Below are 23,710 nucleotides of genomic sequence, written 5' to 3' on the forward strand. Positions count from 1 at the left end.
GTTAAAGTGGATAACACTTTCCGGAACAAGTGACCAACTATTTCCGGAATGAGTGGCTAAACATTACCGGAATGACTGACCAAAGTTTCCGGAATACGCAGTATGCGGCGAAATGAAGAAAATGGATTAAGACTGTTGGAGCACAACGGCTTCAAATATTATACAGACAATCCTTCCCTCACCATCCACGAATCCGTGGAGAAAATCTTGAAGGATTGCGGGTATTCTTTACTATGTGGGCTCGAATAGTTGCAATTGAAACTTGATCTAGATTGAATACGACAGCTGGAGCGATTGGATTTCGTATCCGCAGAATCCGGTTAAGTTGAGAGAGGAGGAAGAGCAGAAAGACGGATAACAGTTCCTTGGTACACCGTAACGTCTCAATACTGCGTGTATTTTGCAAAAAAAAGCGGTCGGCAATCGTCCGATGCACGAAGCGTAAAAAAAGCCCGGTCAGCCGCCTTTACTTAGGCGACAACCGGGCATTCTGTTAGATTTCCGTAATTTCAAGCGCAAACTTAGGAACCGCAGAGCCTTTGACGGCCACTTTGGTCAAGGCGATGAACTGCCCGTGAGCCTCGGCGATTTGAAGAAGTGTGCCGTTCGTGTTGAACAGCTTGGTTCTGCTCATCGTGTCGGTGTCATACTGGCGAACCGTGCTTTGCCGGGCCGTGAAATACGTCTCCGGGTGCAACGGATCGCCCGCCATCATATCGAAAGGATCGGTTTTGGCTACGAATCGCATGTTTGTCGTGCTCATGTTCGTGGACGAGAATATGCCTCCGTACCCGTTCAGCACATATTTCCCGTCCGGGGTAATGCCCATGCTCGTCGTGAGAGGATAATCTCCGTGATACGGCGAATCGTAGTCGCCCGTGAATAGCCCGTTGCCGATCGTGTACACCTTCATATCCCGAGGAGAGGAATCCGTGTCGATTGCGTAGATTTTATCCTCGGCCGGATGAAGGGCAATATTGCTGGCGTTGCGGATGCTTCTAGACGAGATCTCTTCGTGTGTCGTTCGATCATAGCTGAGAATATACGTCCATTGTCCGGAACCGGACGCGACGTACACATGATTGACCTTGTCGATTGCGATGTCGTAAGGGTCAATCCGCGTGCGCCATTGGTCTTTCAGCTGCAGCGTTCCCGGATGGAGCACTGCGATCGTCCCGCCTTGGCTGCCGTCGAAAGTGTAGGGGCTGTAATCTTGGTCGCTCATCATGACGTACAGCTCGCCGTTCGCGAACGCCAGCTTGCGAACCGGCTTGTCGAATGCGGCCGACACCGCGATTTCCTTGTCGCTCGCGTAATCGAAAGCAATAACCTTCTTCTGGGTGTCATCGGCCATATAGACGATGGAGCTGGACGGATCCGGAACCATGACGGAGATGGCTCGGTTCAACACGTGAACGTCTTCGGTCGGCAGCGTCACCGGGTTGCCGACCGAAGGACTCAAGCTCGGTTCCGGACTCGGGGATGGATCCGCGGTACCCGGGTCGGTGTTGACCTGCGCTTCGAACTGGTGCTGATCCATGACTGGAATATTAGTGAACGGCAAGGACGCATAGTATTTGACTGCTTCTTTCGCGAAGTCGATCGGAATCGCAAAGTTCAAGTTCCCGCTTTCCTCGACGCCGCTTGAGGTTACGCCAATGACTTCACCCTTGATGTTGAGCAGCGGCCCACCGGAGTTGCCGTGCGTGATCGGCGCGCTAATCTGGATCAAGGATGGGTTCGACCGGAATCCGCTAATGACGCCAGTAGAAATGGTGTTTTGCAGCCCCTCCGGGTTGCCGATCGTGACGATGGATTGCCCTTTGGTTAAGCCTGTGGACGACGTTCCGATATGCATTGGGGGTACGTTCGTGCGGATCGAAGTTTTTACGATCGCCAGATCATGGTCAGGATCCACGTCAACGACGCCTTCCACATCGTAAAAGCGGTCCTGCTCGGTTTCCACCAGATAGCTGCTTGCTTGGTCGATCACATGGTAATTGGTCAAATACAAGCCGTAACCGATAGCGAACGCGCTGCCGAAGCCGATGGATATGCCTTGCTTATCGAACGCTTCCAGTATAACGACGCTCTGGTCCATGGAAGCGAGGTGCTCCGTCGTCAGTGCGCGTCCAGTGTAGGCGTCTTTATGGAACGGCAGCAATGTGTCGATCAAATATTGGACGATGTCCATATCCTGGGTTGGATTAATCACCTGGGTATCGCTGATCATGATGACGCCCCGGGCAAACGATACTTTTTTGCCGAATGCTTCGCTGATCGCCCGCAGCGGCACGAATACCCGGCCGCTCTTATAAGTCGCGGCCGCTTCGAGCTTCTTGACGGAGCCATTCACGCTCATCTGGGTGCTGTTCAGCTTCATATTGATCGTCCGGTTGTTGCCCTGAAGCGTGACGGTGGATGACACGTTGTCCCATTTGACGGCGGCTCCCAAGCTCTCTCCGATGAATCGGAGCGGAACCAGCGTCCGGTTATTGCTCGTATAAGGTGTTATGGTGAAATTATCTTCGTCGATGATCTCGTCGGACAGATCGACAATCGCATTTGGACTGCCTATATACAAGATAACCGCGCCTTCGACTTTGTTCAAAAAGTCCGCTTGAGCGTCCGCATTCGCAACATGCGGCAATTGTATGGCAAGCATGGCAGCAACGAAAAGCAAAGCTGCCCTTTTTACATATTTCACGCTATCGTACTCCCCGAATTAGAATAGATAATATTAGACACATACCTTATCTTAATTAGAGAGACGGTTCGGGTATACTAGTAAATAAATGCATCTCTATTGGAAAGAAGCTATTATGTGACTTTTGAATGCATCGCCATGCGGCCCACGCGCCCCAGCGATGTATTTTTCTATGTTCGAAATCAACAAGAAGTCAACAAGCGGTCTCTGAAAGTATTTTCATAACGGGTCGGACCAAACGCCCGCTCGTATTATTCACAATGCTGTACAGACAGACGAAGGGCCGGGACGCCCCACCATATCGGTGTTGCAAACCCCGGCCCGTCGCGTCATTGGGAGACAGGTACTTCGCTCATAAGGGCGTGTACATTTTGATCAGGGTCATGAAAGAACGCCATCCAAATTTCTGTTTGACCCATCTCCGCGATTTTATGAGGCTTGCTCAAAAATCGTACGTTCCGATTGATTAACGTTTCATATGCAGAGTTAATGTCGTCAACGTTGAAATAAAATACAGAGCTGGGATGATCGAACCTAGGTTCTTCGGGAATGCCCAGCAATATTCGGATGCCGTTACAATCGAAGAACGTCATGTTTGAAGTCTGAAACAACAGGGTTAAACCTAAAGTTTCTTGGTAGAATCGGGTAGCAACGTCCATGTCATGTACGCGAATCGACACTTGACCAATACTTTTAATCCGAAATTCCGAGCTCATGGATAGCACTCCTTGTAATATTGCGTTTTTATACAGTAAATGTAACATTTTTTTGATCAACCCATGCTTTTCCAAAATCACTTTTTTCTAAATACTTGGGGCGCAAAGCCGGTTCGTTGTTTGAAAACTTTGTTGAAGGAAGAGACATTTTCGAAGCCGACGTTCAAACTAATCTCGGTTACGCTTCTCTCCGTTTGAGAAAGAAGACGCTTAGCTTCAAGTATTCTTTTTTCGATGACGAATTGATGAGGAGTCCTTTTGAAGAAATGATGAAAGTTGCGAATCAGATGGTTTTTGGATAGGCACGCGACCCTTGAAACTTCGTCAAGCGATACGTTGCGGTTGTAATAAGCGTGTAAGTATTCGTAGGCCAGCGTTAACCGCCGAAAAAGTTCTTCTCTCGTTGCAGGCCGTGTACCCGGCAGTACATTGATTTCTTGAGAAATGTTTCGATGAACGTTAACCAAGGCTTGCATTAGATATTGATACTGTTCATCGATCCATAGATTCTCGTCTCCGAGCACGGGTAAGGACATTTTCAAATTTTCAATAATCGGGGTTAACAAATGGCTATGTCGGTATGTCTTTGCGTGAAAGTGCAAGGGGGATTTCGATTTCGCGAATGGATCGTCTAAGCTCTTATCTACTCCCAAAAGCATTTCGCCAAGAAATTCGTCAGCAAAGCCGGTTCTGAAAAATACGCAAAAGGATTCGACTTCCGTTTCCGAATCGATTGAAATCGCGTAGTGCTCTCCTTCATTCAGAAGAAGGTAGCCATCGCTTTCGACCGCGTAATGTCCGAGCGTTGTTTTGTAATAGGCGCGGCCATTGCGAAATGTTTTTATGGAAAGCGGTCCAGTACCGTCCCAATGATGAGTTGTGCTACGAGCTTGCAGGACGAAGTTTTTATGGAACATTGGGAAGTTGGTACTGGCCATCTGTGAATTTCCCCTTTTTAAATTTCCTTTTCTATGAAGAATTCTTCAATTGGGTAATGAATTCCTTTCCAGTGCGCTGGATTACAAATCGCGAACAAGAAGGAATGATCCTGACGGATCAACGACCATCGTCGCCCCGGATCGGCATTTCCGGTACGCCTCGATGTACCTTCCGAATGGTTCCCGAACATGACCAACTTACTTGGAGATCGTACGAGATGATCCCGATCTAATCCCGTCTTGATGCTGGAGGAGGCATTGGAAGCATATCCGGATACAAGCTTTATTTTCGCCCATACCAATGCTTACAACACACCGGACAATCCGGAGTTGGTACGCAAGGTAGCCTATGACAATTTGGATGCATTGATACGAAACCAGCCGGCTACCAAGACCCAGAAGGAACTGATTCGAGGATTGAATCAAAGGACAGGAAGCCAACATGATGTTTCATCGATCACGAAACTCGAAGCGGGCCGAATTCTGGCTGAGGGGAATATTCAGCCACAGCATGGGTATTCGCTAGTCTATTGACTTAGAGCGCACTCTAAGATGTAAACTTACTTTATGGAAAAATATTTAAGTATCCAAGCCATTTCTAATCTTACTGACATCACCGCGCACACCCTGCGTTACTATGAGAAAAACGGTCTGATTCATGGGATAACCAGGGGTTCGAACGGTCGCCGCCAATATTCTGCAAACGATCTAGCATGGATTCGTTTTTTGGTAAGGCTTAGAACGACAGGGATGACCATTCGACAAATGCAACAGATCGCTGACTTGAGAAGACAAGGCGCCGCTACGACCAAAGAAAGGAGAATTCTGCTGGAAGCCCACAAGAACAAGTTAGCTGAACAGATCGAGAGGCTTCAAGAACATTATGAAGTCATTCATGAAAAAATAGAAATTTACCGTCAATGGGAATTAGAAATCCTGTAACTGGAGGAAGCTGAACAATGAACTCATCATATGAAATCGGAAAAAAACTGTTTCAAGAAACGGATGAAGCGGGAATCCAGGGAGTCATTAATGGTTTAAGTGAGGTATCCCCACACATCAGTAGATACATTATTGAATTTTTCGGGCAACTTTTCAGTCGTCCAGAACTAACCTATCAACAAAGAGAAATGGTCGTGATCTCTGCGTTAATTTCACTAGGCGATACTCCAAATCAACTCAAATGGCACATGAACTTCGGTTTAAAAGTTGGGATTTTACCGAACGAAATTATAGAAATTGCCACCCATTGCATTCCGTTTTGTGGCTTTCCTCGCGCTTTAAATGCTGTTGGCGTTGCGAAACAACTTTTTGCTGAACAAAATATTGAAGTAAACATTGAGGATGAGCTGCTACAAAATGTAGGAGAACGGCGAGAAAGAGGCTTGGCAAAACTTCAGGAAATCGACGGCAAACATGGCGAAGCCGTTGCTGATTCACTTGCCGATATTGCCCCTCTATTAGCTGAACAAATCATCGAATTTGCGTTCGGTGAAATTTACAGCCGTCCGGGTTTAAATCCTATACAACGTCAACTCGTCACATTAGGAGCCTTAACCGCTCAAGGTGGATGCGAGCCTCAGTTGCACGTTCATCTCAATGCTGCGATTCGTGTAGGTTTAACGAGACAAGAAACGATTGAGGCACTGCTGCAATGCTCCCCTTACACGGGATTCCCTAAAGTGTTGAACGCTATAAAAGTTGCGAAAGAGATCTTCTTATAGGCCGCCCACTTTGCTTCGGTCGCTTCGCGGCAATGCTTTTTAACATCCAAGCGATGAATCCGAAGTGCCTCAAAGTCAACACGGAGTCAACGGCTATACCGTGGGTTTTTACTTTCTCTTGTAGTTATTCGCGATGTAGGATAAAAGAGCAATGGAAAATGTTGAGAATCCGATCAGAACCGATATTGCGATCGATTGCAAGAAAGTGCATGATAGTAATAAAAAGGAAATGAGGATTCATCGTGCGGACTCAAGATTCGCAAGGCAACGAGGAACGTAATCAATCATGGGTGAAAGTCGATATTCCCTAACCCTAAAGAAACCGCCCGTTCATAAAGAGCGGGCGGTTTATATTGCCGGTTTCAGAATACCACCCGTCGGAACAAGATGCCACGCCAAAGCTCCAAGAGTATGGAGTCCTCATTAGTTGAGTGTGGTCCTAACCTTATTTCACTTCTCAACGTATTCCTCTATAGGAAGTCCTGCATCTTTCCAAGCATTCGTTCCACCGTCAAGAATGTAAATGTTCGTATATCCCATGTCCTTGAGGGTTTTAGCACCAAATGAGGCTATGGCTCCGACGTTGCAAGCTGTAATAATCGGTCTTGTACGGTCCTGCAAACGTTGGTCGCGATATTTTTCAAGATTTTGGTCGGCTCTGGCTGCCAGCATTCCGACCGAAATTGGAACAGCTCCGGAGATTATTCCTGTCTGACGAATGTTCCAAGCATCACGTACATCAACAATAAAAGTATCTGGGTTGTCCGTTATCATTTTTTGCGCCTCTTCTGGAGTGACCAACGGAATGCCTTCTCTTGCCTCATTGACTAATTGAGCGAAGGTTTTTTCCATTTATACACCTCATTCTTACTTAGATAAATGCCACTTTTATCTATATGCACTTATAATGGAAAACATGATCTTTTTGCATTCAGGAAATCATGTTTTGTTTGCGAAGTTTTCCTCTCCCCAAATGCTCCCGTGGTTCTCCCCGGTGTGAGGTGCCGGTCGGCGCTTGCCGCCGCGCGGTACATATGAACCTAACGGATCAACGACCATCGTCGCCCCGGATCGGCACTTCTGATACGCCCCGATGTATGTCCGAACGGCTTCCAAAGCTAATTCTACAATTGGAGTGATTGGATTAGTTGGCAAGATAACCCGATAGCCGTCGGGGATGAGGAAGAACCGAAAGGCTTATAACAGTGTACTGATTTTGAATACAGAGCACGGTGAAATGAACCCGTCGCTCTGTATTTTTTACGGCCCGAAATCAACACGGAGTCAACGCCTCACCACTGTAAGCAGTTCCAGCGTCCCCCGAACCTAGCACTTGCCCGATTGCCATTGTTAGTCACAAAGAATGCCGGAACGGGTCTTGTGAGTCCAATCAACATGGAGTCAACTCTGATTTGAAATAATCATACTGATTTTCTTCCGACAATTGAATAACGGGCATGAATCCTTTATTTACCTGTTTGCGAGTTGCAACAAAATGAAAACTCTGTTCATCAACGCGCTGCCGATATAAATTCTGATTTTGTTGCTACAAAGGAAGTAATCACAAATGTGCCAATAGCCGCAGTGGTGAAGAAAGAAGGTTTCACTAATTCTGATGCCATCGCAATGGTATTAAAGGCTCGTGCAAAGGGACCAGGAAGTAAACCTTCTGTAGATTTCCCGACTAATTCCGGACAAACAAAAATAGTAGAAGGTACGATCGGAGGAAAGTCTGGGAAAATAAAATTGCTGTTAACAACGTTCGCTGAAGAAAAGAAAGACGGGACATTTGTCGTAACGCTGACCAAAGATTGGAATGTAAAAGTAGGCAACAAAGAAGTCATTAGCTATTGGGAATATCAAGTGGACTTCAAAGCGAAAGTTGCACTTATGAAAAGCGAAGACAATGACAAATTGGTTGCGACTGGCGATGAATGAAGGCTGAAGAACATAGAGCAGTATTTTAATGACGAAATACACCGCCATGTAGCTCAAGGGCTTCGGCGGTGTATTTAGCACGTTATGAATCAACACGAAGTCAACAAGCGTCCCATGTAAGTATTTACAAGAGTAGGTCGAACCGAACGTTCGCTCGTAACCTAAAGAACGCCAGAATTCATCTTCTTAAGGTTCTGGCCTTTGCTATATATATTAGGTGCTGACTCAATGGATATTTTGGAAAATCGGTAACAATCTATTTCTATTTTAAATGAGCTTTTTGTTGAATCTATAACTTTCTATAGATGTACTTTTTTCATTGTGAATCTAAACTTGATCTGAAAAGTTATAGCATCAAGGGTCCACAAGGATGTGTGATCCAGCCATACTTCAAGGAGGAAGAAGGGAATGAAAATCAACCATAACATTTCCGCTATGTCCATGACCAATCAAATGGCTCGTAACACCGGCTTCGTGTCACGAACGATGGAGAGGCTGTCCTCAGGACAGCGAATCAACCGGGCGGCGGACGATGCGGCGGGTCTCGCGATTTCCGAGGGAATGCGCGGGCAAATCCGAGGCTTGGAACAGGCGCAGCGGAACGTGCAAGACGGGATTTCGCTGATCCAGACGGCGGAGGGCGCGTTGAACGAAGTGCACGGCATGCTTCACCGTATGAGCGAGCTGGCGGTTCAGTCCGCGAACGGCACCTATTCCGTAACGGACCGGCTGAACATTCAGAAGGAAGTCGACGAGTTAGCCGAGCAAATTACGAAAGTCGCCAACTCGACCAAATTCAACGGGACAACGTTGCTTGATGGCGGGCTCAAGTCGGGTAACATTGATCCCGTCAACTTTCAGGTCAGCGACATCGCCGGGGGGACGATCAGCCTCGAAATCGACGCGATGGATGCCGCTTCGCTCGGCGTAGCCGGGGGAGGAAGTTCGAGCGGCACGACAACGACTTACACAGCGACCTTTTCCGGCTCAGGGCCCTTAAGTTCTGTATCCATATCCGGACCTGTAGGTTCAAAGATTTACGATGGATCGACAATTGACTTTGAATATAATAGCGCATTCGGTGTTTTTCAGGATGTTCGTTTGCGTAGTTTTCCGGATGACGATTATCATTCGTTTACTGATCTTTCTCTGAACACCTATACATTTGGTGGAGCCTTTCAGGGAGTGACTGTTCACTGGACCCCTAATGATACATCAGGCTTTCCGACATATAATTCCATTACCATAAGCGCAACTACATCGACGACTTCTTCCTCCAGTGCGGCGGCGACGTTCTCCGGCGGAGCCAGAACGGCCGATGCCGTAGCGACGGGAGGCATTGATGTATCCTCCTCCGCATCGGCTGCTTCCAGCGCGACATCGTCTATTACCAAAGCGGTCAATACCGTTTCGACGCAACGGGCCAAGTTGGGCGCAACGCAGAACCGTCTGGAGTTTACCGGAAACAACTTGGGAACGCTAGTGGAGAACCTGACAAGCGCGGAATCCCGCATCCGGGATGCCGATATGGCCAAGGAGCAGATCACCTTGGTTAAGGACGAGATCCTGAACAAAGGCATCGAATCCATGCTGGTGCAGTCCAATTCCATGCAGCAGAACGCCCTCCAATTGCTGCACGGCTAACCGATACCCTTTATGAAGAAATGATAGGCTCCCTTTAAGTAGACAGGTGAAATCATTAAACCTGTTGCTTAAAAGGGAGTTTTTTGTTGGGCAGAAAAAATGAATATCACGTGGATGCGCTTTTTTCCCAGGAGAGATAAAATAGAATCACGAGCAAGTCAAATTCAGGAAGAACAACATGGGGGATATAGAGTTTGAGTGAACAGCATGAGTTGACGCTAAGGTCGGTAATGAATGCGCAAGAAATCGACCTTCGGTTATTTTTTTCCGTTGCCATGCAAGTCGCGAAGCTGCTTGGTGAGAGGCATCAAAGCGAACTCGGTCTGTGTCAAATAACCCCGGAGGACATCTCCGTCCAGATCGAAGAAGGGGAACTGACGGTTCAACGAATAGATCCGCAGCAGAGCACTTCCATCGCAAGGCTTGCTTACCTTTCGCCGGAACAAACAGGTCGCATGAAGAGGAAAATCGATCAACGCAGCGATTTGTATGTGTTAGGCGTACTGTTTTATGAGCTGCTTACGGGGGAGTTTCCGTTTAAGGCGGAGACGGCAAATGATTGGATTCACGCCCATATGGCGGTGCTTCCGGTGCCTCCGCGGACGGTTAAATCCGAAATTCCGCAACCGTTGAGCGACGTTGTCATGAAGCTGCTTTCGAAATCGGTAGAACATCGTTATCAAAACGTTTACGGCCTTCTTGACGATCTGAGCAAATGCTCGGATCAATGGTTGGATAAAGGAACGATCGATTCATTTCCATTAGGGGAACTCGATGAACGAGGCCGCTTTCAATTGCCGGATAAGCTCTATAACCGGGAGCAAGAATTGCAGAAACTGATTCATGCCTTTGATCGCGCTTGTTCAGGTTCCAAACAATTATGGTTCATCGGCGGTCATGCTGGAAGCGGCAAATCAAAGCTAGTCAAAGCCGTTCGGTCGCACGTGATGCAGACAAAGGGACATTTTATTTTAGGTAAATGTGATCCTCTGCAGCAGTTCAAACCTTACTCCTTTCTGATTATGGCTTTTCGCGATCTGATTCGGCAAATTTTAGCGGGTGGAGAAGAGCAATTAGCTAGGTGGAGAACGAAGCTATTATCAGCATTGGGGCAAAGCGGGAACGTTCTCGTGCAAGTGATCTCTGAACTTACGCTAATTATCGGGGAGCAACCCCCGGTCGAAGAATTGTCTCCAGTGGAAGCGACAAACCGTTTCCAAACGCTTTTTGGCAATTTGATTAAAGCTTTTGCGGATGGAAAGCATCCATTAGTGATTGGGCTTGATGATTTGCAGTGGGCCGATTCGGCTTCGCTGCAACTGATTCGGGATTTATGGAATCATGCCTCGCTTAAACATGTGTTGATCATTGGAACTTATCGGGATAACGAACTGGATGAGAAACACGCATTCCGAGCGTTATTTCTCGACCCTTCCGATGGTATGAATGCCAGTATTCACTATATGAAAATGAATGCCCTGGGGTATTCGGACGTTATTCGGTATGTGGCGGATACACTGAACGCCGATCCAGACGAAATCAAGCCAATGGCGGAAGTCCTCTATCAACAAACGGCAGGAAATCCCTTGTATTTCAAACAAATGCTGCAAGCCTACTATGATCGGAAGCTCCTCTATTTTCGTGTCGATCGGATGCACTGGGAATGGGATATTCAGGGCATCCGAGAAATGGAAAGCCTTCAGGATGTCAGTAAGCTGATTATGAGAAAGTTTGAAACGCTTCCGAAGGAAACCCGTGACGTTCTGCGTTTTGCGGGCTGCACGGGAAGCACATTCGATGTTCAAACGCTTTCCCTTCTATGCGAGAAAGACGCTGATGACGTGGAACAAGATTTGTTGCCGGCGGTAAGCGAAGGGTTGATCCTCGTAGAAGAAGACCGCTTTATGTTCCTGCACGATCAAGTACAAATAGCCGCTTACGATTTGTTATCGGAAGATGAAAAAAAGCGCGTTCATTTAAAAGTAGGGCGCTCCATCTTGCGGTCGCTTCATTTGGACAAGGCTGCCGATCAACTGTTTGAAGTCGTACATCATTTGAATGAAGGCAGCACGTACATGACCGATCCTACGGAAGTCGAACAATTGGCTAGACTGAACCTTCAAGCAGGAAGGAAGGCGAAAGTTTCCGCAGCCTATGCCCAAGCATTGGAACTATTGAAGCAAGGCGCCAGATTGATTGAGGCCGAGGGCTGGTCCCGCCAAGATGGCCTTTATTTTCAGCTCATGCTTGAAAGCACGGAATGTCATTATTTCTGCGGTTATATTGACCAAGCCGAGGCTGATCTGCAGCAATTGCTGCAGCATGTCGAACAAGTGACGGATCGAGCCAAGATCTACGTCGTTCAGATTATGATGTACTCGTTTCAGAAGAGAATGGACAAGGCGGCTGAAATCGCGCTTCAAGCTATGGCGGAGTTCGGTTTTTCGGTTCCGACCAAGTCATCTAGTCTGTCCATACTCGCTGAAGTCGCCCGTACGCAACTGTCGCTTTCAAGACAGCGGAATCATTTACAGAACTTGCCCATGAGCAGCGATCCTTTGCATAAAGCGTTAGCGGAAATCGTCATGGCCTCATCGTCGATTTTATTTATCTTCGATCCGGAATTAGCCGTCATTTTGTTTGCCAGATATGTCCGAATGTCATTGAACCATGGGCTCAGCGAAGCGTTCTCCATTGCGCTGGGTTCGTATGCCATCACGATGGCCTTTGGATTCGGGAGATATCGGACAGCATTGCGTTTAGTAGAGGCTGCTGGGCACTACGCCGATCAATCGGGCCGCATTCTGCTAAAGGGAAAAATCCAACTGATCCTGGCACTGATTTTACAATATCGCCGGCCGAAACAGTTAGCGCCTATATTCGAGAATGCGGGACGGCTAAGTTTGGAAGGCGGGGATCTGGTATATGCAGGAGACGCCATATCCTGCCATATCATAACGGAAAGCATAGATTTGAGACGTTTAGACCGGGTTTGTAACACCTATGAAGAATGGGTGGGGCCGATTTTGGACGAAATGGCGCTGCGGGTGTTGCATCTATCGAAACAATACGTTCGCCTTTTACAACAAAAGACGGATGCCGATGATCTGACTTTCAACAACGATAATCTTAATGAGGATCGACTGCTGAAAGAAGAGGCATTGGACCGCGAGCATAAGGGAAACTTGTATTATTTCTACACATGCAAGCTCGAGGTTCAATATATATATGGCCGATATTCCGAGGCTGCGAAATTGGCCGAACAATCCGAGCATCTCGGGGCCGACATGTTGTTGTCTATTAAACAGCGACATTGTTTTTACTATGCATTAGCGATGATGGCCATAAATTCGGATACCTCTAATTTTTCAAGCCGCAATTACCAAAAGAAGTTACGCCAATTGCTGGACCGAATGAAGCGGTGGACGAAAGTCGTTCCGGAAAGCACATTAGCCCAATATTGCACCATGCAGGCGGAGTATGCCCGTTTGAATCGTGAACATGGAACGGCGGCGAAGTTGTACGATCAAGCGATCCTTCATGCGCGTGAAGCCGGCGAACCGAGAGATGAAGCGATTGCGACCGAACTGGCGGCGAATTTTCATATGAGATTGAACGATCATCAAAAGGCGGAAGCGTACCTTCGAAATGCCTGCGAGGCCTACTTCAGGTGGGGGGCAATAGGGAAGCTGAGAAGCCTGCAAGAGCGTTATCCGGCGCTTGCCGAACTTTCATTCCGTGAAGGGGATGAATCCGAAGCTAACGACAGGAGCACGGAGAAAGAAATTCAACGGATGAATAGCCTTCCCTATGCTGAACTAGGAAACGAATTGGATATGGATTTACTTCGGCAAGCCTCCCAAATCCAATTCGAAGGTCTGGCAGAGAGGGAACTGTTGGACACCTTCCTTCAGTTGGCTATTCATAGTGCCGGCGCCGAAAAAGGGCTGGTCCTGTTAGGGAAGCAGGGGGAATTGACTGTAGAGGCTGTGCAAGAGATAAACCGGGATCCGGAGCGCTCTATAGATAGACGGGATGATTATGCAGCTGCGGTGGTTCAATTCGTCATGCGTACGAGGGAGTCCGTCGTTCTGGGTGAAGCCAGATATAGTCTATTTGCAACCGACCCTTATATTCAACAGAAGCGGCCCAGATCGGTTTTGTGCTTGCCTGTTCGTTACCCCGATCATCAGGACGGCGTCTTATACTTGGAAAATAATTTAACTTCCGATGCTTTTACGGCAGATCGTCTGGAAGTATTGGAAATGTTATTCTCGCGAATGGTTTATCTAAGGCTTTGGCAATTAGAGGACTACGGGGATTCTAACACGAGGGCGGATAGAGCAAAAATCAAGGTTCCTCTGGTTGAATCGCTAACGAATCGCGAAATGGAGCTTATTAGTCTCATGGCCGATGGGCTGTCCAATAACCAAATCGCAATGCGTCTGGAGATTACGGAAGGAACCGTAAAAAGTCACGTGAATAACATCTACGGAAAGCTGCAAGTCAATAAAAGAGTGCAAGCGATCAAAAAAGCCAGGGAACTTCAGTTATTGAGCTAGTGAAGAGACGCATAAGTTTCATGAACAATAGGTTGTTGCTGATTTCAATCGGAAAATCGGTGGCAACCTATTTGTATTTTCATCAACGACAAGTAACGACTTGTTTTGACTCGCCTTTTGGGCTTTTTTGTCGATTCTATAACTTTCTATAGATGTGCTTTGTCATTTGCTGATCTAATCTTGAGGGTGAATGATTACTAAAATTGGATGATACGAAAGGTGATCGAATGACACGGAGAACGAGAATTTTACAAATTCAATTGAAGGCGATCGTCCTAATGTTGGTGTGCGCCATGATCGTTCCTGCGGTTCAATCGCAAGCGCAAGCGGCACCCAGCGCCGATGATACGATTAGCGTGGTCGCCGGGACTGGCATTAATGGCGGCGGGAATTTGCTGGATAATCCCAATGGAGTGGCGGTAGACGGCGATGGCAATGTGTATATCGCCGATACCAATAACCACCGCGTTCGGAAGGTGGCGCCTGACGGAACGATTAGTACCATTGCAGGGAACGGTACTGCAGGATATTTGGGCGATGGAGGTCCGGCCACCGCAGCTGAGCTAAACTATCCCAATGGAGTGGCTGTAGACGGCAGCGGGAATGTGTATATCGCCGATTCATGGAATGGCCGGGTACGGAAAGTTGCCGCCCTTGATGGCACGATCAGCACGGTGGCTGGAACGGACGCTGCGGGAAATCCGGACGACGGGGTAGTGGCCACCTCTACTTCTTTAATGACTCCCGATGGAGTAGCGGTAGACGACGATGGAAATGTGTATATCGCCGATAGCGGCAGCAGCCGGATATGGAAGGTATTTGCTAATGGAAGCATCAGCACGGTAGCAGCAGGCCCACTATTAAATCCCGCCGGAGTAGCGGTAGACGTTGATGAAAATCTGTACATTGCCGATTCCGCTAACAATCGGATTCTGAAAGTAACGCCAAACGGCACGATCAGCACATTGACAGATCAAGTTTCCAATCCTAAGGGAGTAGCGGTAGACGACGACGGAAATGTGTATATCGCCGATACTTTGAATCATCAGATCCAGAAAGTAACGCCTGATAGTACAATCAGTACGGTGGCTGGCACAGGGACAAAAATATATTGGGATGAAAACTGTACAGCCATCGAAGCTCAATTACATTCTCCAGCAGGGGTTGCGGTAGACCATATCGGAAATATGTATATCGCGGATACTTCCAACCATGTAGTCGCAAGAGTAGGAGACAACCCGCACCTGATCGGTCTATCGTTATCAAGCGGCACTTTGAGCCCAGCATTTTCGACCGACACTACGGCATACACAGCTACTGTGAATGAAGATAGCATAACAATGACGCCGACGTTATCGATCAGTAATGCCACGGTCATAGTGAATGGAACAGAGGTCGCCAGCGGTTCGGAGAGTGATGCAATCAATCTAAACGAAGGCAACAATACGATCACGGTCGTGGTTACCGCACAGGACGGGACGACGAAGACTTACACCGTGACGGTAACGAGAGCGGAAGGAGCAAGCAACAACGCGGATTTGAGCGGTTTGACGTTAAGTCAAGGCACATTGGCTCCAGCCTTTGACTGGGATACCACAAGCTATACGGCCGAAGTCGGCTACGCGGTAACCAGTCTGACGGTCACGCCGACGACGGCGGACAGTAATGCCAGGGTAACAGTGAATGGAACGGAGGTTAACAGCGGATCGCAGAGCAGTTCGATTAATCTAAGCGAGAGTGGCAGTACGATTACAGTCGTAGTTACCGCACAAGACGGGACGACGAAGACGTACACCGTAACAGTAACGAAAGCGGCTAGTAATAATGCGGATTTGAGCGGTTTGTCTTTAAGTATAGGCACAGTATCTCCTTCTTTTAGCGCATCCACTACAAGTTATACGGTAAATGTCGACAACGAGATAACGAGTCTAACGGTCACTCCGACGGTAGCGGATAGCAGCGCCAGAGTAACCGTAAATGGACAAACGGTCACTAGCGGTTCGGCGAGCAGTTCGATCCATCTAAGCGAAGGCAGCAACACGATTCCGATTGAGGTTACCGCACGGGACGGTACGACGAAGAAGACCTACTCCGTGACGGTGAAAGTAGCGCCGGTGACCTACTACATCTCGACGGTGGCGGGAACAGGAACAGGTGACCCTATCGATTTAGGCGACCATGGCGATGGTGGGCCGGCGGTTTCCGCTCAAGTTTTACCAGGAGGAGTAGCGGTAGATGGCAGCGGGAATGTGTATGCCGCCGATTTACAAGTAAACCGGATACGCAAAATAAAGCCAGATGGAATAATCAGTTCGGTGGAAACAGGTACCTTTAATTACGTAGAGACCCATTTTATGATTACGCCATATGGAGTAGCAGTAGATGGCAGCGGAAATCTGTATATCGTCGATGGAAACCAGATACGTAAAGTAACACTAAATGGAACACCAAATGAAACGATCAGTACGGTGGCAGGATCAGGCGTCGGTGGCTATTCTGGTGATGGAGGACCGGCGGTTACCGCTAATTTATTCGGGCCAACTCACGTAGTGGTAGATGGCAGCGGCAATCTATATATCGCCGATACAAATAATAGCCGGATACGAAAAGTAGCGACAAATGGAACGATCAGCACGGTGGCGGGAACTGGCGTCAATGGCTATTCTGGCGACGGGGGACCGGCGGTCTCCGCTCAATTATATGATCCAACTGGAGTAGCGGTAGATGGCAGCGGGAATCTGTATATCGCCGATTCAGCTAATAACCGGATACGCAAAGTAGCGACAGATGGAACGATCAGCACGGTGGCGGGAATAGGCAGTTTTAACAACTATGGTTATTCAGGCGACGGAGGCCCGGCGGTCTCCGCTCAATTAAATGATCCAATTGGAGTAGCGGTAGATGGCAGCGGGAATCTGTATATCGCCGATTCAGCTAATAACCGGATACGCAAAGTAACGCCAGATGGAACGATCAGAACAGTGGCCGGAAAAGACACCGGTGGCTATTCCGGCGACGGAGGCTCGGCGGTCTCCGCTCAATTATCTTGGCCATTTGGAGTAGCGGTAGATGGCAGCGGGAATCTGTATATCGCCGATACTAGGAATTTGCGGATACGGAAATTAACAAGGGCCAGCTCACAGACGGCCGACTCCGGGGCACCCATACAAGTAACGCCGAGCACGCCGGTATCCATCGTCGTTCCAACGGGCGTAACGGATGCCAAGGTGGCTGTTACCACGACAACGGTTGGATCTAACAAAGAAGCCACGCTTCCGTTTATCGATGTGCAAGCGACGACTTCGCTCGGTAACGTGAGCGTTGCAATTCCGCAAGGAACGAAAATTACGGCTCCTGCGAGTTGGGACGGAACGATCAAACTGCCTGTCGTACAGATCAATAGCAGCGTATCGGTCAATAATGCCAACGTGAACGCCGTCATTGAAGTAGGCTCCTCGGACGTATCGTTAACCTTTGACCATGCCGTGCGTTTGCTGATCCCGAACATGGGGGGGAAATCGGCCGGTTACGTGCGAAATGGCGTCTTTACACCGATCACAAATACGATTTCGGCAGATACCCAGGCTGCGGCAGACCGTGAATTAGCAGCCGGCGGAGATGCAAAAATAACGGTCGGCAGCGATCTTGTCATTTGGACCAAGCACTTCACCCAATTTGCGGCCTATACACCGGTTATACCGCAGACCGGAAGCGGGGGCGATAGCGGTGCTCCGGCCAATGTCTATACGCTTGGGGCTTTGGCCAGCGCCGAGTTTACCCTCAATGGCATCAAGTTTTCCATTCCGGAAGGGGCTGCGGACAAATCCATTCAAGTCACGGTGGATAAAGTGGCCGACATCTCAAGTTTACCTCAAGACGCCTCTCTCCGATTACTTGGGGACGTCTATGAAGTCAAGAAAAACAGCAATGGAGATTTCCTGAAGCCCGTTACGATTGCGCTGCCTTTCGACAAGTCGAAGGTCGACTTCAATAAGAATGAGGTTGCCGTCTACTGGCTGAATGAACAAACGAACAAGTGGGTGGAACTGGACAATACGCAGGTCGATCAAGCAGGCGGCACGGTATCCGGTACGATCACGCATTTTACAAAATTCTCCGTATTCGCTTCGGAACGAAAGCAAATACCTTCGCCATCCGCGAGTGAAACGAACTTGACCGACATCAAGGGACACTGGGCGGAAGCCTCTATTCGAGAATTGATCCAATCGGGTGCCATTAGCGGTTATCCGGATCAGACCTTCAAACCGAATAACAAGATTACAAGAGCTGAGTTCGTCTCCATCCTGGTGAAGGCATTCAAATTAAAGGCGCCGGATAGCAAGACCTTTGCCGATACTACCGACCATTGGGCTAAGGACTCGATCGGCTCGACTGCAGCTTTGGGAATCGCAACCGGAGACGGTGAAGGCAACTTCCGTCCCGACGATCCGATCACGCGTGAAGAAATGGCCTTGATCATCGTTCGGGCGTTGAAGCTCAATGCTTCGGCCAAATTTGTCAGCTTCAAGGACAATTCGGCGGTTTCCGGTTGGGCCATCGAAGCTGTAGCTGCTGCTGCAGACAAAGGTCTACTTAGCGGTTATGAAGATGGTACAATTCGAGCAAAAGCCAATACCACTCGTGCAGAGGCTGTTGCTGTCATTGTTCGAGCAATGCTTCTTATGAAAGAAGTCATAGAGTAGAATACCTTTACCTGAGATCAGGGCACCCATTATAGCGGTGCCCTGATTTTTCGCCTTAGCGATGATACGGAGAACCATACCACAAGTAACGGCAAGTTTTTTTGGGGGGAAGGGCTAACTCCATTCCTCGCAAGGATTTTTTTTCATTTTGGGCCAGCATCTCCTAGGTTTTACTTATTCTTAGGGGACAGGCAAGCCGAAATTACACTTATCACAACCCACAGGGAAACCCTTTCAGAGGGAGGGGGCGGAAAGCAAAACTACTTGTATCAGAACTCAGAACAAGTTTTCCGAAAATTATGTTTAACGAGTAGTAGGCGATGGATTGGCTTGCATTTGCAGTTCCGGAGCGCGGACCTTATGCATGCTGACGGCCAGTGCGCCCGCCGCAATTGCAACAATCATGATCAACACGAGCGCCAGCGCCTGGCCTCCGACACCCGAACCCCCAAACAGCAGGTTCATGATTCCTTCCACAGCGTAGGTGGCCGGCAGTAATTTACCTAAACCGTTAAAGAAATCCGATAGCAGTTCGCGAGGCATCGTTGCCCCCGAAGTGACAAGTTGAGCAGAAAGAGTCATGATATTAAATAGCATTCCTGCACTGCCGAAAAGAATCAGGAAAAACTGGGAGACGAACATAAACGTCAGGATGAACAGCGCTTCGAAGCCCCAAACTGCCATGAAACCCTGCCCCGTTTGGCCGCCCAAAGCAACCAGGAGCGACGTTCCGATCAGCGAAACCACAACTGAAGCGACGACGTTAATGATACCGCGCGCTGCAAACTGCTGCCATCGATTCAATTGAGAGGCCGCCATCATCGACGACTGCTGCAGATTCAGGCTCAAAAGCATCGCCCCAATGTACCCGGCCAGTACCATCATCATTGGCACCATCTGGTTATTCATGCCATTGACCCGGTTGGAATAATCGATATCGGACGTTACCCGCTCGGACAGCGATTCTACGGCGCTTGAGGCCTGCTGTTCGGGTAACTTCTCCTGTATGAGCAAACTCTTCGCGCCCAGCTCGATCGCCTGTTTGTTGACCATTGCCACCGTTACATTGGAGGCAACCGTTCCCATCATGCTCTTGATCTGAAGGCGGAGTCGATCTTGTCTTTGGAAGACTGGTCGGTCGGAGTTTATTCTGCCGATGCGTTTTGAACGTCTTCTAAGGTGTACTGCCCAACAAAATCTCCAAATAGGGTTCCAAAATACAATGTATTTTCTTTCTTTACAACAGAACTAATGGCATACACGTTACCGCTTGGATCGTGTAACGTTTGTTTTATTTCCCCATTTGAATCTAATCTTAAGACATAACCGTATCGTTTGATCGTCGGTATTTTCTTTAATAACCCATAAGGGAGCTTTGCCATTTGTTTCTTCAGAAACGATCGGGATTGCAAGAAATCAACAAAATCTATCCGCTTGCTTCCACCCACCCATAGGTCCCCGGATTGATCGACGGAAATATTATCGGGCATGTTCGGCAAATTATCCGCAAACACATCGATAGTACCGGCCATTGTACCCTTCAACCAATAACGGATGATTCTATATCGGGACGTTTCCGATATCAGCAGATAGTCTTCATTTTTTGAAAGAACGATACCGTTGGCAAAATAAAGCTTGTTGAGAATCATTCGGGTTTTCTTCGACCTTGGATCATAGGATAATAATCTTCCGTGCGGTCTGCCTTCCAGGATGTCAAACGGCCATCCGAGATCATATTTTGTGCTGGAATCTGTAAAATAAACCGTTCCGTCGCTTGAAATAGCCACTTCGTTTGCATAAGTTATCGGAGTGCCCTCCACTTGATCGGTAAGTAAGGCCACATCTCCATTTGCATTTATGGACATCAACCCCTTATTTTTAACCGCTGCTATTAAATGACCCTCTTTATCAAATTGAAGACCAAGCGGATAACCCCCAGTTTCTGCAAAAGTTTCGATATTCTCAGTGTTTTCTGGATTCAACCTGCGGATGGTCCCGTCCTTATTCCCTGTATAAAGTCGTCCTTGATCATCGAAAACAATATCCTCGGGCTGTTTCAATAAACCTTTGGCTAATAAGATCGAGCTTGAAAGCAAAGAATTTTGTTGTAATGCCCCCTCTTCAGAGGGTTTTGCAGGCGGATGCCAAGCAACGGGATCAATAGGCGATGGAACGATGAATACCATTATTCCAATCATGAGCAAGACCATGATAAGGAACATGACTATCATTTTTTTGAATCCTTTTATTATTCTTGTTTTCATTTTAATGGCATTTTCTCCACCTGGTTTCTCCGTTGCCATTCTGGCAACGATAGTGTCCCAATTCGGAATGGAATCTGTTTCATATTGAATGGTGTCAAGTCCATCAAATAATCCTTTCATTTTCTGAAATAAATGTCGATGCTTAGGACTTCTTCGGTAGGAGATCATGGATCCTTTATCTTTCCAAATTTCTCTAACCCAAAAATGTCCCAATTCTTTTTTGGTATCTAATGATATTAAGCCACTGATTCGCTTGATTCGTGTTATAAATACGATCACTCTTAGCCAAAACATTTGAATTAAGGATTTCCTTTTAATTCTCGAAACAAATACATACATCTATATTCCTCCTTCGGTTTTTATCAAACACCATGTTCGATTTCGATTATAGTATTCGATATAATAGAGAACAATAACTAATCGTTGTTCAATTATTCGTTAGTGAACAGGGGAGACTAAACTGTTCAGTAAGTGGAGGACAAAATGGAGATTAAAAAGGAAGACAGACGGGTTCAGCGTACGCGAAACATGCTTTTTGATGCTTTGATTGACCTCATGATCGAGAAGGGATATGAAGCATTAACGGTTCAGAACATTATCGATCGCGCCAACGTAGGACGTTCGACTTTTTATGCTCACTTTTTTGATAAAGAGCAGCTTCTTATTGGCAACATTGACCGATTACGCGAGTTTCTAGTGGAGCAAATCGCAAAGCATTCATTGCCGAAAGAGGAGAGCGAATTCAAATTCGGGTTTAGTCTGGTTATGCTGCAGCATGTACAAAGCCACAAACGGCTCTATCGTGCAATCGCCAGCAAACAAAGTGAAATGCTTGTATTACTTCATATGAAGAGAATGCTAGCCCATTTAGCTGAAGATGAAATCGCGAGATATTGGTCGAGATTCGGTTCTATACAGATTCCATATGATGTTGCAGCTGAATTTGCCGTAACTACTTTTTTAACTGTGTTAACTTGGTGGATGGAACGAAACATGAGTTGTACAGCGGAAGAGTGCGATCGGTTGTATCATAAACTGATCTTTTCCGGCATCTCTGCAAGTCGAGAGCTCGATAAGCAACAAAACAAAATGTTCGCCCCAAGGTTGTCAGCGAGCGACTCGGACATGCTTCCGTTGGAATAGAACATGATATTCTTACCCCCCCCTATCGGAAAAATAGTAAGTGCCACTGTTATCGAACTAGAAGATGGTGCATGCTTTGGTAGGGGAATAGAAAACATGCACTTGAACCGCACGAAAGGGCTCGCCGCGACTGTTTGTGGACAGATGGTGAAAAAGCGGACGAGCGTTCAACAACCAGCTGCCCCGACTGTCGGATCGTGACTGGCTCAGAGGTTCTTGCAACTACTTTCTTCCATTTCTTGTTTGCAAAGAGGCACAGAAAAGGCTGCAACAGCCCACCTCTCGGTAACCTGTCACAGCCCTCCAACCCGCGTCCGACGCGGGCCTTTCGACTCTTACTCTTCCCTCACCGCCACCGGATTCCCCTCATAACTAATCCAATCGCTCCAGCTGTCGTGGTGATTCCGAAATCATCCGGAAATCCTTCGAGGCATTCTGAAAGTGAAGGGAATGGAAACACCTATTCATTCTCACGCCGATGTTATGAAAAGCTAAGCTATCTTATCTAGGCTTACTCTGCCAAGGTAAAAGCGACTTCGACCATATCGAACCTTTTATAACGTGCAGCAACGCCGAATTCGAACGGTCATCCAGAATATCATCTAGGGTTTACCATGGAAGGCGAAGTTTCGCTATCCGAAGACGGTATGAAGTGGAAAAAGATAAAATGACGGTGGCAATAATTTTTCGAATCGTTAATGGTTTTCGAAGAGCCAATCCGACAGCTGGAGCGATTGGATTAGCTATGCGAGGAATTCGGTTGCCGTCGGGGACGACGAAGAACGTAAAGATGTATAGCAGTGTATTAGTAATTTTCTCCTATTCACCACCGACCCGTTCAGTTCATTCGCCGTGTATTCAACACTCTAAGTCTGCGAGAGGTTGAGTCAACATGGAGTCAACACGACGATTTCAGCATATCGGATGTAATAATATTTTGATTCAATACTATGGCGGTTGAGATAAAGAGGTGATATACTTCGATCTTATTTTAATCAATCGAGAAGAGGTGGCACTGTGAACGGGATCATCAATTATGAAGTGTTTTTGGTGACAGGAATTCTTCTGAATCTAATTCCTGGTGCAGATACGATGTATATAATAGCTAGAAGTATCTCGCAAGGCAGAAGAGCGGGCGTTCTTTCCGTATTTGGAATTCTTACAGGCTCATTGATCCATACGCTTCTAGCAGCTTTTGGTTTATTGGTTATACTTACGAAATCGGTTGTTCTATTTAATGTGGTAAAAATGATCGGGCTTGTTTATTTGGTTGTAAGCGTCAAATAGCCCCCACCTATTAAATAGATGAGGGCTAAGTTATGCTGATCTATGATTTAAATATACGGCAGGTCAACGGCAATGACGACGACC

15 protein-coding genes and 1 pseudogene are annotated in these 23,710 nt (G+C 47.5%); 9 read left to right on the top strand and 7 right to left on the bottom strand.

Translation table 11 applies throughout. From position 1 onward, the window contains the following. Nucleotides 1-493: 493 nt before the first annotated feature. From ACFPPD_RS15545 to ACFPPD_RS15555, 3 genes are all read right to left on the bottom strand, one after another. Nucleotides 494-2,707 (bottom strand): stalk domain-containing protein, encoded by a 2,214-nt coding sequence (locus ACFPPD_RS15545; RefSeq protein WP_209751350.1) that lies wholly within the window; start codon nt 2,705-2,707, stop codon nt 494-496. Nucleotides 2,708-3,036: 329 nt separating this feature from the next. Continuing rightward, nucleotides 3,037-3,423 (bottom strand): VOC family protein, encoded by a 387-nt coding sequence (locus ACFPPD_RS15550; protein ID WP_209751352.1) that lies wholly within the window; start codon nt 3,421-3,423, stop codon nt 3,037-3,039. A gap of 77 nt (nt 3,424-3,500) precedes the next feature. Beyond that, nucleotides 3,501-4,361, bottom strand: a complete 861-nt coding sequence (locus ACFPPD_RS15555) for a helix-turn-helix domain-containing protein (protein WP_209751354.1) — start codon at nt 4,359-4,361, stop codon at nt 3,501-3,503. A gap of 258 nt (nt 4,362-4,619) precedes the next feature. Here ACFPPD_RS15555 and ACFPPD_RS15560 point away from each other — a divergent pair, with 258 nt between their 5' ends. The 3 genes from ACFPPD_RS15560 to ACFPPD_RS15570 are packed head-to-tail and all read left to right on the top strand — an operon-like array spanning nt 4,620 to nt 6,085. Continuing rightward, complete coding sequence (locus ACFPPD_RS15560; RefSeq protein ID WP_209751356.1) at nt 4,620-4,895, top strand: hypothetical protein; 276 nt, start codon at nt 4,620-4,622, stop codon at nt 4,893-4,895. A gap of 33 nt (nt 4,896-4,928) precedes the next feature. Continuing rightward, nucleotides 4,929-5,303, top strand: coding sequence for a MerR family transcriptional regulator (locus tag ACFPPD_RS15565; RefSeq protein WP_209751358.1), 375 nt, complete (start codon nt 4,929-4,931; stop codon nt 5,301-5,303). A 17-nt stretch (nt 5,304-5,320) separates the two neighbouring features. After that, nucleotides 5,321-6,085, top strand: coding sequence for a carboxymuconolactone decarboxylase family protein (locus ACFPPD_RS15570; RefSeq protein ID WP_378082601.1), 765 nt, complete (start codon nt 5,321-5,323; stop codon nt 6,083-6,085). A 108-nt stretch (nt 6,086-6,193) separates the two neighbouring features. Here the strand turns inward: ACFPPD_RS15570 and ACFPPD_RS15575 are convergent, their stop codons facing one another. Both ACFPPD_RS15575 and ACFPPD_RS15580 read right to left on the bottom strand, forming a co-directional pair. Further along, nucleotides 6,194-6,286: a putative holin-like toxin gene (locus tag ACFPPD_RS15575; protein WP_378082602.1), complete on the bottom strand. Its 93-nt coding sequence runs from the start codon at nt 6,284-6,286 to the stop codon at nt 6,194-6,196. A 249-nt stretch (nt 6,287-6,535) separates the two neighbouring features. Further along, the gene (locus tag ACFPPD_RS15580) at nt 6,536-6,937 is read right to left on the bottom strand and encodes a rhodanese-like domain-containing protein (protein WP_209751361.1); all 402 of its coding nucleotides are present in this window, start codon (nt 6,935-6,937) and stop codon (nt 6,536-6,538) included. A 633-nt stretch (nt 6,938-7,570) separates the two neighbouring features. On the opposite strand from ACFPPD_RS15580, the gene ACFPPD_RS15585 reads away from it, so the two are divergent. The 4 genes from ACFPPD_RS15585 to ACFPPD_RS15600 all read left to right on the top strand — a co-directional run bounded on the left by ACFPPD_RS15585 (nt 7,571) and on the right by ACFPPD_RS15600 (nt 18,932). Next, nucleotides 7,571-8,023, top strand: coding sequence for a hypothetical protein (locus tag ACFPPD_RS15585; RefSeq protein WP_209751363.1), 453 nt, complete (start codon nt 7,571-7,573; stop codon nt 8,021-8,023). Between the two features lie 408 nt (nt 8,024-8,431). After that, nucleotides 8,432-9,667, top strand: a complete 1,236-nt coding sequence (locus tag ACFPPD_RS15590; protein ID WP_209751365.1) for a flagellin N-terminal helical domain-containing protein — start codon at nt 8,432-8,434, stop codon at nt 9,665-9,667. A gap of 194 nt (nt 9,668-9,861) precedes the next feature. After that, on the top strand, nt 9,862-14,229 hold the full coding sequence (locus ACFPPD_RS15595; protein ID WP_209751367.1) for an AAA family ATPase: 4,368 nt from the start codon (nt 9,862-9,864) through the stop codon (nt 14,227-14,229). Nucleotides 14,230-14,432: 203 nt separating this feature from the next. Beyond that, the gene (locus tag ACFPPD_RS15600; protein ID WP_209751369.1) at nt 14,433-18,932 is read left to right on the top strand and encodes an NHL domain-containing protein; all 4,500 of its coding nucleotides are present in this window, start codon (nt 14,433-14,435) and stop codon (nt 18,930-18,932) included. Nucleotides 18,933-19,235: 303 nt separating this feature from the next. Here the strand turns inward: ACFPPD_RS15600 and ACFPPD_RS15605 are convergent, their stop codons facing one another. Continuing rightward, nucleotides 19,236-20,021 carry an ABC transporter permease gene (locus ACFPPD_RS15605; protein ID WP_209751371.1) on the bottom strand — a complete coding sequence of 262 codons (786 nt, stop codon included), beginning with the start codon at nt 20,019-20,021 and terminating at the stop codon, nt 19,236-19,238. Nucleotides 20,022-20,077: 56 nt separating this feature from the next. Continuing rightward, entirely contained in the window at nt 20,078-21,535 is a 1,458-nt protein-coding gene (locus tag ACFPPD_RS15610; RefSeq protein WP_209751373.1) for an SMP-30/gluconolactonase/LRE family protein, read from the bottom strand. 144 nt (nt 21,536-21,679) lie between these two features. Here ACFPPD_RS15610 and ACFPPD_RS15615 point away from each other — a divergent pair, with 144 nt between their 5' ends. Then, nucleotides 21,680-22,339 (top strand): TetR/AcrR family transcriptional regulator, encoded by a 660-nt coding sequence (locus ACFPPD_RS15615; protein ID WP_209751375.1) that lies wholly within the window; start codon nt 21,680-21,682, stop codon nt 22,337-22,339. Nucleotides 22,340-23,356: 1,017 nt separating this feature from the next. Beyond that, nucleotides 23,357-23,611: pseudogene (locus ACFPPD_RS15620) on the top strand (LysE family translocator); the annotation flags it as partial. Nucleotides 23,612-23,710 lie beyond the last annotated feature (99 nt).

The sequence above is a fragment of the Cohnella suwonensis genome, from assembly GCF_042655365.1.
Taxonomy (GTDB): Bacteria; Bacillota; Bacilli; order Paenibacillales; family Paenibacillaceae; genus Cohnella; species Cohnella suwonensis.

Bases quoted from the DNA above. Each gene is read 5' to 3' on its own strand.
- ACFPPD_RS15570 (WP_378082601.1), top strand. From the start codon at position 5,321: ATGAACTCATCATATGAAATCGGAAAAAAACTGTTTCAAGAAACGGAT.
- ACFPPD_RS15550 (WP_209751352.1), bottom strand. From the start codon at position 3,423: ATGAGCTCGGAATTTCGGATTAAAAGTATTGGTCAAGTGTCGATTCGC.
- ACFPPD_RS15580 (WP_209751361.1), bottom strand. From the start codon at position 6,937: ATGGAAAAAACCTTCGCTCAATTAGTCAATGAGGCAAGAGAAGGCATT.
- ACFPPD_RS15615 (WP_209751375.1), top strand. From the start codon at position 21,680: ATGGAGATTAAAAAGGAAGACAGACGGGTTCAGCGTACGCGAAACATG.
- ACFPPD_RS15565 (WP_209751358.1), top strand. From the start codon at position 4,929: ATGGAAAAATATTTAAGTATCCAAGCCATTTCTAATCTTACTGACATC.
- ACFPPD_RS15590 (WP_209751365.1), top strand. From the start codon at position 8,432: ATGAAAATCAACCATAACATTTCCGCTATGTCCATGACCAATCAAATG.
- ACFPPD_RS15610 (WP_209751373.1), bottom strand. From the start codon at position 21,535: ATGTATGTATTTGTTTCGAGAATTAAAAGGAAATCCTTAATTCAAATG.
- ACFPPD_RS15605 (WP_209751371.1), bottom strand. From the start codon at position 20,021: ATGATGGGAACGGTTGCCTCCAATGTAACGGTGGCAATGGTCAACAAA.
- ACFPPD_RS15555 (WP_209751354.1), bottom strand. From the start codon at position 4,361: ATGGCCAGTACCAACTTCCCAATGTTCCATAAAAACTTCGTCCTGCAA.